We start from the raw sequence: 13,031 nt of genomic DNA, 5'->3' as shown, positions 1-13,031 counted from the left end.
GATTGCCATGCTGTACCTGTCCACGCGCGGCCATCCCGACCGCAAGCATTTCTGCGACATCCTGCTTGAAGGCCTGGCGCCCGATGGCGGGCTGTACCTGCCCGAGCATTACCCGCAGATCGACGATGCCGCCCTCACGCGCCTGCGCAAGGCGTACCAAAGCCAAGGCTACGCCGAGCTGGCGTTCCAGATCCTGTCGCTGTACATCGACGACATTCCCGCCGCCGACCTGAAAGCCCTGTGCGCCAAGACGTACACCGCCGAAGTCTTCGGCACGGGCGAGATCGTGCCCCTGCGCCACCTCGAAGACGGCCTGTGGCTCGAAGCCCTGTCCAATGGCCCCACGCTGGCATTCAAGGACATAGCCATGCAGCTGCTGGGCAATCTGTTCGAATATGAACTCAAGCGCCGGGGCGAAGAGCTCAACATCCTGGGCGCCACCAGCGGCGACACCGGCAGCGCGGCCGAATATGCCATGCGCGGCAAAGAGGGCGTGCGCGTCTTCATGACCAGTCCGCACGGCCGCATGAGCGCGTTCCAGCAGGCGCAGATGTTCAGCCTGCAGGACGAGAACATCCACAACATCGCCATCGAAGGCGTGTTCGACGACTGCCAGGACATCGTCAAGGCGGTCAGCAATGACCTTAACTTCAAGCGCCAGTACAAGATCGGCACGGTCAACTCCATCAACTGGGCGCGCCTCTTGGCGCAGGTGGTGTACTACTTCGCGGGCTACATCCAGGCCACGGAAACGAACGACCAGAAGGTCAGCTTCACCGTGCCCAGCGGCAACTTTGGCAACATCTGCGCCGGCCATGTGGCGCGCTGCATGGGCCTGCCGATTGCCAGGCTGGTGGTGGCCACCAACGAAAACGATGTGCTCGACGAGTTCTTTCGCACCGGCGTGTACCGTGTGCGCGGCAGTGCCGACACGCACGAAACGTCGAGCCCCTCGATGGACATCAGCAAGGCCAGCAACTTCGAGCGTTTCATTTTTGACCTGCTGGGGCGCAATGGCCAGCGCACCAAGGCCTTGTTCAGCGCTGCCTTGCAGACCTATGGCCGCTTCGATCTGAGCGCCGACCCGCTGTTTGCCGATGCCGCCGCCAAATACGGCTTTGAAAGCGGCAGGAGCACGCACGCCGACCGCCTGGCCACGATCAAGGACACCTACCACCGCTTTGGCGTGACCATCGATACCCACACCGCCGATGGCGTGAAGGTGGCGCGCGAGCACCGGGGCGACCCGGCGGTGCCGATGATCGTGCTGGAGACGGCGCTGCCCATCAAGTTTGCCGAAACCATCCAGGAGGCCCTGGGCCATGCGCCCGAGCGGCCCGCCAGGTTTGCCGGCATCGAGGCATTGCCCAAGCGTGTTCAGGTCATGCCGGCCGATGTGGAACGGGTCAAGGCCTACATCGAGCGGCATTGCCAGTGATCCCTGTCGGAAGTGCGGGATATCAGGGTTTTGAGTAAAAAATGCCCCTGGCGATTTTCTGATAAGCGCTGGCAGCTATAAATAGCATAGCTATTCACAGGAGCATTGGATGAAGGTTGTAGGCTTTGCCGGTTTCTCTGGCAGTGGCAAGACCACGCTGGTCGAGCAGCTCATCCCCGAGCTGCGCCTGCGGGGACTGCGGGTGTCGGTGGTCAAGCATGCCCACCACAGTTTCGACATCGACCACCCTGGCAAGGACACTTACCGCCACCGCGAAGCCGGGGCCTTCGAAGTGGTGGCCGCCTCCGACAAGCGCCTGATGCTGGTGCGCGAGTTCGAACAGCCCGCCACGCTCAGCGTGCACCACCTGCTGGCAGAGCTGTACCAGGGCGTGGACTGGGTGCTGGTGGAGGGCTTCAAGGACAGCGATCTGCTCAAGATCGAAGTCTGGCGCGCACCCGAGCCCGGCCGCGCGGCCAAGCCCGTGCGGTACCCCGACGACGACTTTGTGGTCGCCATCGCCACCGACGCCCCGCACAACCTGCCCGTACCCACGCAACGGCCCGTGCTCGACCTCAATGCCCCCGATCAGGTGGTGGACTGGCTGCTGCAGCATGCCGACCGCTTTGACTACCGGTGGGACCTGCACGGAGACCTGTTGCCATGCGTCCCCCAATGAAACCCCTGAAACCGCTGGATGAGGCGCTGGCCGAGCTGCTGGGCCACGCCACACCGCTGGCGGGCACCGACACTGTCACCACCTTTGATGCCGACGGCCGCGTGCTGGCGCAGGGTTGCTCCTCGGTGCTGCAGGTGCCTCCCAACGACAACAGCGCCATGGACGGCTATGCCGTGCGCTGCGCCGATGTCGTGGCGATGGGCCTTGCGCTGCCTGTGTCGCAGCGCATTGCCGCCGGCAGCGCGGGCGAGCCGCTGCAGCCCGGCACCGCTGCGCGCATCTTCACCGGTGCGCCCGTGCCTGCAGGCGCCGATGCCATCCTGATGCAGGAAGACTGCGAAGCGCTCGATGATGGCAGTGTGCGCGTCAACGCCGTGCCCCGCCCGGGCCAGTGGATTCGCCGTGCCGGCGAAGACATCACGCGCGGTGCCGTGGTGCTGCAGGCCGGCACCCGCCTGAGCCCGGCCGAGCTGGGCCTGGCCGCCAGCATCGGCCTGGCGCAACTGCAGGTGGCCCGCCGCCCGCGCGTGGCACTGTTCTCCACCGGCGATGAACTGGTCATGCCCGGCGACGTGCCGCCCGAGCAGATGCGCCCCGGCGCCATCTACAACAGCAACCGTTTCTTTCTGCGCGCCATGCTGCTGCGCCTGGGCTGCGAGGTGACCGACTTTGGCATCGTGCCCGACCGACGCGACGCCACCATAGCCGCCTTGCGCCAAGCCAGTAACGCACACGACCTGATCCTGACCAGCGGCGGCGTGAGCGTGGGCGAGGAAGACCACATCAAGCCCGCCGTCGAATCGCTGGGCACGCTCGATCTGTGGCAGATCGCCATGAAACCCGGCAAGCCGTTCGCCTATGGCCGCGTGGGTGCAGCGCACTTCATGGGCCTGCCCGGCAACCCGGTGTCGAGTTTTCTGACCTTCGCGCTGCTGGTGCGGCCATTTGTGCTGCGGCTGCAGGGCGTGCAGGATGTTGCGCCCCAATCCATGGCTGTCCGCGCTGATTTCACCTGGCCCAAGGGCGACAAACGCCGCGAATTCCTGCGCGTGCGGCACAACGCCACGGGCGGGCTGGACCTGTTCGACAACCAGAGCTCGGGCGTACTCACCTCGGCCGCCTGGGGCGATGGCGTGGTGGACAACCCGGCCGGCCAGACGATCGCACCGGGCGACATGGTGCGGTTCATCGCGTTTTCGGAGTTGCTGTCATGAACATGTGCCCCCACGCTTCCCACTTCGTGCGCTCGCTGCCCCCCGAGGGGGCCGCTTTTCATCTTGGGGCGGCCCAGCGATGAAAAAGATCACAGTGCGCTATTTCGCCTCCATCCGCGAGGCCATCGGCGCGGGGCAAGAGTCGGTGCAAACCACGGCCACCACCTTGGGCGCGTTGCGCGACGAGCTCATTGCCCGCGGTGGTGCCCATGCCACCAGCCTTGCACGTGGCCGTGCGGTGCGCATGGCGCTCAACCAGGCCTTGAGCGAAGAGTCGGCGGCTCTGGTCGATGGCGCCGAGGTGGCGTTTTTCCCGCCCGTGACGGGGGGGTAGCCGGGGTAGCCGGGGGAGCCGGATCGGCCAGACCGGCTGTGTTTCGGCACTGTGCCGCCGTTGAATGGTGTGGGCGGTATCCGGGTGCACCATGGCCTGCAGTCTGCTAGCGGCCGCCGCCCCCGAAAGTCGGCCTGCGTATACCCCTGGGTTGTTTTGACGTATGTCAATACTGCGATGGCATTTGGTTGCGGGCCAATTGACGTGCGGTTGCGTCAGGAATATCTTGCATGTGGCATGTCGCCAAACCGCAAGGGGATATTTATGAAGACGTTCCACCTCCTCGTCGTCGCAGGTTTGCTGGGTATGGGCTTTTCTGCGTGGGCCAACCCCCAGCTCGCTGACGAAAAACAATGCATGCAGTGTCACTCGATCACCAAGGATGGCGCGGGCCCTGCATTCCAGAAGATTGCGGTTCGGTGGAAAGGTGATCGGAGTGCCGAGAAAACCTTGGTGGCCACCATTCGGAAGGGCAGTGACGGCGGGAGCGGTCGGCATTGGGGCATCGCCAAGATGCCCGACGATTCCGAGCGGCCCTTGGTCAGTGAGGCTGAGGCCAAACAGCTCGTCAAATGGATTCTGTCGCTCTGATCGCTGCACGCAGCAACCTGGGGCGCTGGGATGGCGTGGCGGCGCCACCCGTCAGTCGCTCACCGTTGCATCCTTCGCCGGGGCCAGTTCAGGGCACTGCCACGCCAGCAACTCGGCCAGCCGGGTGACGATCCAGGTGGCTTCGGGCACTGACACACCCGATTCCGCCGTGCACAGCCCCGCATGGATGCGCCGCAGGATCTCGGCCTCGGAGGGCGCCTGCACGTGGTACAGCGTCTGGGCGTGTTCCACCAGGTGGCCCGCCAGGTCTTCGCACAGCTCGTAGCGGCTGCGCACTTCATCGGCCTTTCCGGTGAGGCGCCCGCGGGCGTCGGTGTACACCGCCAGGAAGGAGGGCGGCACGTGGATCTGGTTGTCGTCGTCCATGGGCACGGTTCAGTCGGGGGTGAACAGGCGCTCGAATTTGGCCTGGTCGGCCGCCAGCGCGAACGTGACCAGTTGCCCCATCTTCATGTCCGACAGGCGGCAGGCGGCAAACAGCGTGGTCTTGCCGGCCAGTTCCATGGCCGCCAGGTCGATGATGGCGTAGGGGTGGGGTACGAAGACTTGGCACTCGAACACATCGCGGACCGTGTTGCGCGGGGACGGATAGAGCTTGTACAGATCGGTCTGAATCGTTTGGGTGGCCATGGTAATCAGGTGCAGGGGGTTGCAGTGCGGGTACAGTGCGGGCGAATCGTACAGACAAACCTGTTTCACAATCTATGGCACGCAATAAAAGTGAATGGCCCGCCAAGGTGCTGGCGCTGGTGCGGGGCGGCAACCTGCCCGCCGCCATCGCGCAGATCAAGGTGGCCCCCACCGTGGCGGATGTCACGCGCCTGCAAACCCTGCTGGCCCAATTGCCGCCCTCGCCCGCGCTCGCGCAACTGAACAAGGTGGTGGAGGAAGAGCGCGCATTGCTGGCCGCACCCCGGCTGCACCGCTCGCCGTGAATCTGTCGCATGAAAGTCGTTTTGCCATGAACCTGCCCCGCGTTTCCATCCAGACCGAGGACTTCGACCTGTCCTGTGAAATCGCCGCTCTGCGCCGGGAGAACAAGGGCGTGGGTGCGGTATGCAGTTTCATTGGCACGGTGCGCGACAGGAACGAGGGGGACGCGGTGTCGTCCATGGAGCTGGAGCATTACCCCGGCATGACCGAGAAATCCATCGAAGCCATGGTGGACGAGGCCTTGCGGCGTTTCGACATCCTGGGTGCCCGCGTGATCCACCGCGTCGGGCTGCTCCAGCCGCTCGACCAGATCGTGCTGGTGGCCGTAACCAGCGCGCACCGGGGCCAGAGTTTTCAGGCCTGCGAGTTCCTGATGGACTACCTCAAGACCCAGGCACCGTTCTGGAAGAAGGAAGAAACGCCCCAGGGCGCACGCTGGGTGGATGCGCGCGTGAGCGACGACGCCGCCCTGGCACGCTGGGGCATCACGGCGAGCAATGCCTGAAGCCCTGGGCGTTGTTCGACATGGAGAATTTGGATGAAATTGGCCTTTGATGGCGATTGGTAAAGCGCTGGCAGCTATCAAAAAAGTAGTTTTCAGGGGCGATGGCTTCTGAATGGTGCATTGACACAGCGCAACCGGCAGGCAGGGCACTGCCTTGAAATCAGGCAGCCCCTGCCCCAAGTGCTCTGCAATTCGGAGGACATTGACCCATGCGTCTCGACAAATTCACCACCAAGTTCCATGAAGCCCTGAGCGATGCCCAGAGCATTGCGCTGGGCAACGACCACGCCTACATCGAGCCCGTGCACATGCTCGTGGCCATGCTCCAGCAGGACGACGGCCCCAAGGCGCTGCTGCAGCGGGCGGGCGTCAATGTGCCCGGCCTGCTGGCAGCGGCCGAAGCGGCCGTTAAGCGCCTGCCCCAGGTGCAGGGCCAGGACCAGGTGCAGGTCGGGCCCGAGCTGGGCCGCGTGCTGCAGGCCACCGAGAAGGAGGCCATCAAGCGCGGCGACCAGTTCATCGCCAGCGAGCTGTTTTTGCTGGCCGTGATCGACAGCAAGGGCGAGGCCGCGCGCATCGCCAAGGAAAACGGCCTCACGCGCAAGAGCCTGGAGGCCGCCATTGACGCCGTGCGCGGCGGCCAGAAGATGGACAGCGCCGAGGCCGAGGGCCAGCGCGAGGCCTTGAAGAAATACTGTATCGACCTGACCGAGCGCGCCCGCATCGGCAAGCTCGACCCGGTGATCGGCCGCGACGATGAGATCCGCCGTGCCATCCAGGTGCTGCAGCGCCGCACCAAGAACAACCCCGTGCTCATCGGCGAGCCCGGCGTGGGCAAGACGGCCATCGTCGAGGGGCTGGCCCAGCGCATCGTGGCCGGCGAGGTGCCCGAATCGCTCAAGGGCAAGCGCGTGCTGTCGCTCGACATGGCGGCGCTGCTGGCCGGTGCCAAGTTCCGCGGTGAGTTCGAGGAACGCCTGAAAACCGTGCTCAACGAGCTGGCCAAGGACGAGGGCCAGACCATCGTCTTCATCGACGAACTGCACACCATGGTGGGGGCGGGCAAGGCCGAGGGCGCGATGGACGCCGGCAACATGCTCAAGCCGGCGCTCGCGCGCGGCGAGCTGCACTGCGTGGGCGCGACCACGCTCGACGAGTACCGCAAGTACATCGAGAAAGACGCGGCGCTGGAACGGCGCTTCCAGAAAATCCTGGTGGGCGAGCCCACGGTGGAGGCCACCATTGCCATCCTGCGCGGCCTGCAGGAAAAGTACGAGGTGCACCACGGCGTGGAGATCACCGACCCGGCCATCGTGGCTGCGGCGGAACTCTCGCACCGCTACATCACCGACCGCTTCCTGCCCGACAAGGCGATCGACCTGATTGACGAGGCGGCCAGCAAGATCAAGATCGAGCTCGATTCCAAGCCCGAGGTCATGGACAAATTGGACCGGCGCCTGATCCAGTTGCAGATCGAGCGCGAAGCCGTCAAGCGTGAAAAAGACGAGGCCTCGCAAAAGCGCTTTGAGCTGATCGAGGAAGAAATCGCCTCCCTGCAAAAAGAGATCGCCGACCTCGACGAAATCTGGCAATCCGAAAAGGCCCAGGCCCAGGGCAGCCAGCAGGTGCGCGAGCAGGTCGAGCAGGTCAAGCTGCAGATCGAGGAATTGAAGCGCAAGGGTGACTTCAACAAGGTGGCCGAGCTGCAATACGGCAAGCTGCCCGATCTGGAAAAGCAGCTCAAGGAAGCCCAGGCCAAGGAAGAAGGCAAGGACGGTGCGGCCCAGGCCAACCGTTTGCTGCGCACCCAGGTGGGCGCTGAGGAAATCGCCGAGGTGGTGAGCCGCGCCACCGGCATCCCCGTGGCCAAGATGATGCAGGGCGAAAAAGACAAGTTGCTGCAGATGGAAGCCAAGCTGCACGAGCGCGTGGTGGGCCAGCAGGAGGCCATTGCCGCCGTGGCCAACGCCATCCGCCGTTCGCGCTCGGGCCTGAGCGATCCGAATCGTCCCACGGGCTCGTTCCTGTTTCTCGGCCCCACGGGCGTGGGCAAGACCGAGCTGTGCAAGGCGCTGGCGGGCTTCCTGTTCGACAGCGAGGAGCACCTGATCCGCATCGACATGAGCGAGTTCATGGAAAAGCATTCCGTGGCCCGCCTGATCGGCGCGCCGCCCGGCTACGTAGGCTACGAGGAGGGCGGCTACCTCACCGAGGCCGTGCGCCGCAAGCCCTACAGCGTGCTGCTGCTCGACGAGGTGGAAAAGGCCCACCCCGACGTGTTCAACGTGCTGCTGCAGGTGCTGGACGATGGCCGCCTGACCGATGGCCAGGGCCGCACCGTGGACTTCAAGAACACGGTGATCGTGATGACGAGCAACATCGGCTCGCATCTGATCCAGGCCATGGTGGGGCAGGACTCGCAGGACATCAAGGATGCGGTCTGGGGCGAGCTCAAGAACCATTTCCGCCCCGAGTTCTTGAACCGCATCGACGAGACCGTGGTGTTCCATGCGCTCGATGCGCAGCACATTGCATCGATCGCCAAGATCCAGCTGCAGTTGCTGCAAACCCGGCTGGCGAAGATGGACCTGGAGTTGCAGGTGTCTGACGCCGCCTTGGCAGAGCTGGCCAAGGTGGGGTTCGATCCGGTGTTTGGTGCGCGGCCGCTCAAGCGGGCGATCCAGCAGCGCATCGAGAACCCGCTGTCCAAACTGCTGCTGGAAGGGCGCTTCCCGCCCAAGAGCGTGATCCCGGTCGATGTCGATCCGGTGCGGGAGCCCGGCGTCTTTCACTTCGGCGCATTCGCGTCGGCGTGATGGATGGAATCAGGGCGCTATAAATAAAATAGCTATTGGCGCTTTGTAAATAAGCGCTGATGGCCTATTGAATGCAAAGAACTGGTGGATGCCTGAGGAGGTTGTTTGAATGATTTTGTGGTGGGCCTGACCCGCTGGCTCATCCGGGCCGTGGTGGTGGTGGCCGGGCTGGTGATGTTTCTGAGCCTGCTGGCCGCTGTGCTGGTGCTCGCACTGGCGTGGGGGCTGCGGGCGGTCTGGGCGCGCCTTACCGGCCGGCCCGTTGTGCCCTGGACCATGCGGGTGGACCCGCGCACGGGTTGGCGCACGGTGTACCGCTCCACCGAGCGCTGGTCCACCGCGCCCGCTGCCGGTACGCCCTCGCGCCGCGCGGGCGTGCTGCCGGGGGCCGGCGAGGTGGTGGACGTGGAGCCGCGCGAACCGCGCGAACCAGCCGATTTGCGGTAAAGCCGGCAAGCTGGCAAGGCACAGGTTCTTACGTTTCAGGCAGGGGGGCCGTCTTCTATGATGGCTGCCATGACACCTGACGACATCCGCGCCCAATTCAATCTGCAACACCAGGCCAGCCGCGAGCACATTGACGTGCCCCTGCTGGTCCGCCGCGAGCGCTTGCTGCGCATGCAGAAGATGCTCGACGAGCACGGCCCCGTGCTGGTCGCCGCCGTGCAGGCCGACTTCGGCATGCGCTCGCCGCGGTTGACCGAGATGGCCGATTTTTTCGTGCTGCGCACCTTGCTGTCGCACACCTTGCGCTACCTGGCGCGCTGGATGAAACCCCAGAGGGTGCGCACGCCCTTCTTTTTGCAGCCTGCGCGGGGCTGGGTCGCGCGCCAGCCCCTGGGCGTGGTGGGTGTGATTTCTCCCTGGAACTACCCCGTGCAACTGGCGCTGGCGCCCGCCATCACGGCGCTGGCGGCGGGCAACCGCGTCATGCTCAAGCCCAGCGAGCTCACGCCTCACACATCGGCACAGCTGGCCCTGCTGGTGGCGCAGTTCTTTGCGGCGGATGAGTTTTGCGTGGTACAGGGCGATGCGGCCACGGCGCAACTGGTGGCCTCACTGCCGTTTGATCACCTGGTGTTCACTGGCTCCACCGCGGTGGGGCGCAAGGTGGCGCAGGCGGCAGCGCAGAACCTGACGCCCACCTCGCTGGAGTTGGGGGGCAAGTCGCCGTGCATCGTGGACGCCGATTGCGACATGCAGGACGCCGCGCTCAAGATTGCCCACGGCAAGCTGCTCAATGCGGGCCAGACCTGCATTGCCCCCGATTACGTGCTGCTGCCCCGCGGGCGCGAGGCCGAGTTTTTGCAGGCCTACCAGGCCGCGGTGGCGCGCCTGTTTCCCAGCATCGAGGGCAACCCCGATTACGCCTCCATCATCACGCCGCGCTACTATGCGCGGCTGCGCACCCTGCTGCAGCAGGCCCAGACGCAGGGCGCAGAGGTGCACACCATCGATCCCACCGCAGGCAAGCCTGTGGCCGCCACCGTGGGCACACTGGGCGACGGGGCCAGCCGCCAGATGGCGCCCTCGCTGGTGTTTGGCGCCACGTCGGGCATGGGCCTGATGCAGGAGGAGATTTTTGGCCCCATCCTGCCCGTGATCTCGTACGACCGGCTGGACGATGCCATCACCCACATCAATGCGGGGCCCCGCCCACTGGCGCTGTACTGGTTTGGCCGCAGTGAAGCGGTGCAGCGCGATGTGCTGCGCCGTACCGTGAGTGGCGGTGTCACGGTGAACGACACGCTCATGCACTTCGCCCACGACAACCTGCCCTTTGGCGGCGTGGGCGACAGCGGCTGGGGCGCCTACCACGGCGAGCAGGGTTTCCTGCGCTTTTGCCACCAGAAGTCGGTGCTGGTGCAGTCGCGCTGGGCCATGGGTTCGCTGCTCTATCCGCCGTACGGCCCGCGGTTCGACCGCATCATGGGGCTGTTGCGCCGCTGGCTGTAAGCGCCGCTGTCAATGTGCCTCGGGTGGCGGGGCGCTCCTGGCCCTGGGCCAGCAGCTGCACCATGGCCTCGCGCAGCTGGCCGGTGGACACGGGCTTGTGCAATAGCAGCGCCGAGGTGCTTTGCGCATCGCGCAGGCGCTGGGGCGAAGTGTCGCCCGTCATGATGATGGCCGGCACCGCAATGCCCAGACGGGTGCGCAGGGCCTGCAGCACCTGCTTGCCGGTTTCCTCGTGGCGCAGCCGGAAGTCCGTGATGATGAGATCCGGCCGGCGTTCGCCCAGGCGCGCGAGCGCTTCCGCCCCCGATCCGGCCACGGTGCAGCGGCAGCCCCAGCTTTGCAGCAGCGACTGCATGCCCAGGAGCACCGCTTCGTCGTCGTCGATGGCCAGCACATGCAGGCCCTCCAGGCTGTGGTCGTCGGGTGGTGGCGCGGCTTCATCTTCCAGTGCGCCGTCCCACGCATCCAGCCAGAGGCGAAACACCGAGCCCCGGCCCGGCTGCGAGTGCAGCTCGACCGTGGTGCCCATCTCGCGCACCAGCCGGTGCACGATGGCCAGGCCCAGACCCAGTCCCTTGCGCCGGTCGCGTTCCGGATTGTCGAGCTGGAGGAACTCCTGAAAAATGTCATCCCACTGGTGCTGGGGAATGCCGACCCCGGTGTCCCACACCTCCAGGGCCACGCGCTGGCCGCGCCGGCGGCATGCAATCAGCACGCCGCCCCGGGCGGTGTAGCGCAGCGCATTGGAGATGAAGTTGCGCATCACCAGGCCGACCAGCGCGCGGTCGGCGTGGACGGCCGCCGAAGTCTCGCGCGTGCGGTACACGAGGCGCGCGTTGTCGGCCTGCACGCCAAACTCCTGCTCCAGGGCCGTGAGCAGGGGCTGCACGGCAAATGCCGCCGGGCGTACCTTGACCACACCCGCCTCCAGCCGTGAGTAGTCGAGCAAGGTGGTGAGCATTTCTGCCGCGGCGCTGGATGCGGCATGGGCATGGTCCAGCACCGTCTGCTGGTGCTCGTTCAGGGGGCTGCGCTGCAGGCTCTCCAGAAACAGGCCCATGGCATGCAGGGGCTGGCGCAGGTCGTGGCTGGCTGCCGCCAGGAAGCGGGATTTGTCGCGGTCGGCCTTTTCGGCAGTCTTCTGGGCCGCCAGGGCGCGCTGGGATTCGGCACGCAACTCGCCCACCAGGCGCACGTTTTCCAGCTTCAGGGCAATGCTGCGGCGGGTGGCCGTGTCGGTGGTGCTGGCCTGCATGCAGGTCAGGCCGTAGTACACCAGCGTGAGAACCAGCGCCGGCCACAGCACCGGCCCGCCCGCCATGGCAATGGCCAGCAGCACGCCGCCGATGGCGCAGCTCAGGTAGGTGAGGTAGGCGCGGTACAGCGGCGCCCCCAGCCCCAGGGCGCCGGATGACACCGTGCTGATGATGCCGATCGCATAGATCACGCTGTCGGCGTTGCCCCATTGCATCACCACCAGGCCCAGGCTGCCCCAGCTCAGCCCCATGCAGGCCATGCAGGCCATCAGCTTGTAGGCCGACGGGCGGGCCGGTGCGTGGGTTGGGTCCATGCTGCGCAGCGCGAGATAGACCCCCGCCACCACCAGCAGGTGCGAGACCAGCCAGGCGGCGAGCGCCTGCCCGTCGACCCCGCCGCCCATTACCCACAGGGTGCCCAGTGCCGTGGCCAGCGAGGCCAGCAGGGTCATGGGAAAGTTCTGCCGCAGCAATGCGACCTGCTCGCGCAGGACATCATCGCGCTCCCAGCGCAGCGACGGCCAGGGCCAGCGCAACGCGATGCCCAGCGCTTCAGCCGGCGTCATGGTCAGGCAGCGTCTGCAGTGGCGGCAGCGACAGGCCCAGCCGCTGCGCCGCCAGCAAGGCTGCGCTGCGGCTGTTGACGCCCAGCTGCGCAAAGATGGCGGCCACATGCACGCGCACCGTGTTCTCGCTCAGCCCCAGGTCGCGCGCAATCACCTTGTTGGGCTTGCCGGTGCACAGCAGCGCGAGCACATCGAGCTGGCGTGCCGTCAGCGAGGGCGCGGCCGGGGCACGGGTGGTGGCGGCGTTGCCGCTGTTGGGGGGGAAGCAGGGCGCGCCCGACAGGGCGCAGGTGATCGCCTCCAGAATGTCCTCGCCGCTGGCCGACTTGGGCAGGAAGCCGTCGGCGCCGCGCATGCGGGCCTCGTACACGGCGTCGGGTGCCACGCTGGCGGATACCAGCACGATGCGCGCCCGGGGGCAGGCCTGGCGCAACAGGCGCAGGCCGTCCAGGCCGCTCATGCCGGGCATCTGGATATCCAGCAGCACCAGGTCCGCGTCGTCCAGCTGCAGCGCGCAGGCCTCGGCCACCGTGCCGGCCTCGGAAATGCAGGCCACCGCGGGATGGTCCTGCACGATCAGGCGCAGCCCGGTGCGAAACAGGGTGTGGTCGTCAACAAGCAGCAGGCTGGCGGGCATGTGGCGAGTATTGCGCACAACGCCCGGGCGTGGGCCTAGTCCATTTGTGCGATGGACGCACCGGCGTGCGCTTTCTAGACTTTGG

At 66.0% G+C, this 13,031-nt stretch carries 14 protein-coding genes; 10 read left to right on the top strand and 4 right to left on the bottom strand.

Annotation, left to right across the window (positions count from 1 at the left end; genetic code table 11):
* Window positions 1–7: 7 nt before the first annotated feature.
* From thrC to AC1RDS_RS02610, 5 genes are all read left to right on the top strand, one after another.
* Window positions 8–1,438, top strand: coding sequence for a threonine synthase (gene thrC, locus AC1RDS_RS02630; RefSeq protein WP_092697127.1), 1,431 nt, complete (start codon window positions 8–10; stop codon window positions 1,436–1,438).
* 109 nt (window positions 1,439–1,547) lie between these two features.
* The gene (mobB, locus tag AC1RDS_RS02625; protein ID WP_348683190.1) at window positions 1,548–2,117 is read left to right on the top strand and encodes a molybdopterin-guanine dinucleotide biosynthesis protein B; all 570 of its coding nucleotides are present in this window, start codon (window positions 1,548–1,550) and stop codon (window positions 2,115–2,117) included.
* Window positions 2,114–3,331: a molybdopterin molybdotransferase MoeA gene (locus AC1RDS_RS02620; protein ID WP_431603993.1), complete on the top strand. Its 1,218-nt coding sequence runs from the start codon at window positions 2,114–2,116 to the stop codon at window positions 3,329–3,331. The genes mobB and AC1RDS_RS02620 overlap by 4 nt, the downstream gene beginning before the upstream one ends.
* Window positions 3,332–3,410: 79 nt before the next feature.
* Window positions 3,411–3,665, top strand: coding sequence for a molybdopterin converting factor subunit 1 (gene moaD, locus AC1RDS_RS02615; RefSeq protein ID WP_287875818.1), 255 nt, complete (start codon window positions 3,411–3,413; stop codon window positions 3,663–3,665).
* Between the two features lie 264 nt (window positions 3,666–3,929).
* Window positions 3,930–4,256, top strand: a complete 327-nt coding sequence (locus tag AC1RDS_RS02610) for a c-type cytochrome (protein ID WP_287875821.1) — start codon at window positions 3,930–3,932, stop codon at window positions 4,254–4,256.
* A gap of 51 nt (window positions 4,257–4,307) precedes the next feature.
* Here AC1RDS_RS02610 and AC1RDS_RS02605 read toward each other — a convergent pair whose 3' ends face one another.
* Together AC1RDS_RS02605 and AC1RDS_RS02600 are read right to left on the bottom strand one after the other, a co-directional pair.
* On the bottom strand, window positions 4,308–4,643 hold the full coding sequence (locus tag AC1RDS_RS02605; RefSeq protein ID WP_287875824.1) for a hypothetical protein: 336 nt from the start codon (window positions 4,641–4,643) through the stop codon (window positions 4,308–4,310).
* Between the two features lie 9 nt (window positions 4,644–4,652).
* Window positions 4,653–4,907, bottom strand: coding sequence for a hypothetical protein (locus AC1RDS_RS02600; RefSeq protein WP_287875827.1), 255 nt, complete (start codon window positions 4,905–4,907; stop codon window positions 4,653–4,655).
* A gap of 74 nt (window positions 4,908–4,981) precedes the next feature.
* Between AC1RDS_RS02600 and AC1RDS_RS02595 the strand changes: the two genes are divergently transcribed.
* The 5 genes from AC1RDS_RS02595 to AC1RDS_RS02575 all read left to right on the top strand — a co-directional run bounded on the left by AC1RDS_RS02595 (window position 4,982) and on the right by AC1RDS_RS02575 (window position 10,487).
* Window positions 4,982–5,212, top strand: coding sequence for a hypothetical protein (locus AC1RDS_RS02595; protein WP_026436456.1), 231 nt, complete (start codon window positions 4,982–4,984; stop codon window positions 5,210–5,212).
* A gap of 26 nt (window positions 5,213–5,238) precedes the next feature.
* Complete coding sequence (locus AC1RDS_RS02590) at window positions 5,239–5,715, top strand: molybdenum cofactor biosynthesis protein MoaE (RefSeq protein WP_092697121.1); 477 nt, start codon at window positions 5,239–5,241, stop codon at window positions 5,713–5,715.
* Window positions 5,716–5,924: 209 nt separating this feature from the next.
* Window positions 5,925–8,531 carry an ATP-dependent chaperone ClpB gene (gene clpB / locus AC1RDS_RS02585; RefSeq protein ID WP_287875830.1) on the top strand — a complete coding sequence of 869 codons (2,607 nt, stop codon included), beginning with the start codon at window positions 5,925–5,927 and terminating at the stop codon, window positions 8,529–8,531.
* Between the two features lie 105 nt (window positions 8,532–8,636).
* On the top strand, window positions 8,637–8,978 hold the full coding sequence (locus AC1RDS_RS02580) for a hypothetical protein (protein WP_287875832.1): 342 nt from the start codon (window positions 8,637–8,639) through the stop codon (window positions 8,976–8,978).
* Window positions 8,979–9,038: 60 nt separating this feature from the next.
* Window positions 9,039–10,487, top strand: a complete 1,449-nt coding sequence (locus AC1RDS_RS02575) for a coniferyl aldehyde dehydrogenase (RefSeq protein ID WP_287875834.1) — start codon at window positions 9,039–9,041, stop codon at window positions 10,485–10,487.
* On the opposite strand, the gene AC1RDS_RS02570 is transcribed toward AC1RDS_RS02575, so the two are convergent.
* Together AC1RDS_RS02570 and AC1RDS_RS02565 are read right to left on the bottom strand one after the other, a co-directional pair.
* Window positions 10,459–12,309 (bottom strand): hybrid sensor histidine kinase/response regulator, encoded by a 1,851-nt coding sequence (locus AC1RDS_RS02570; RefSeq protein WP_287875836.1) that lies wholly within the window; start codon window positions 12,307–12,309, stop codon window positions 10,459–10,461. The two genes, AC1RDS_RS02575 and AC1RDS_RS02570, sit on opposite strands and share 29 nt — an antisense overlap.
* Entirely contained in the window at window positions 12,296–12,946 is a 651-nt protein-coding gene (locus tag AC1RDS_RS02565) for a response regulator (RefSeq protein ID WP_348683195.1), read from the bottom strand. Before AC1RDS_RS02565 ends, AC1RDS_RS02570 begins: the two co-directional genes overlap by 14 nt.
* Window positions 12,947–13,031: the final 85 nt, after the last annotated feature.

The organism is Acidovorax sp. GW823-FHT02H02 (assembly GCF_058797075.1).
Note: the sequence above shows the minus strand (reverse complement) of the source record. Positions and strands in the feature narration are given on the sequence as shown.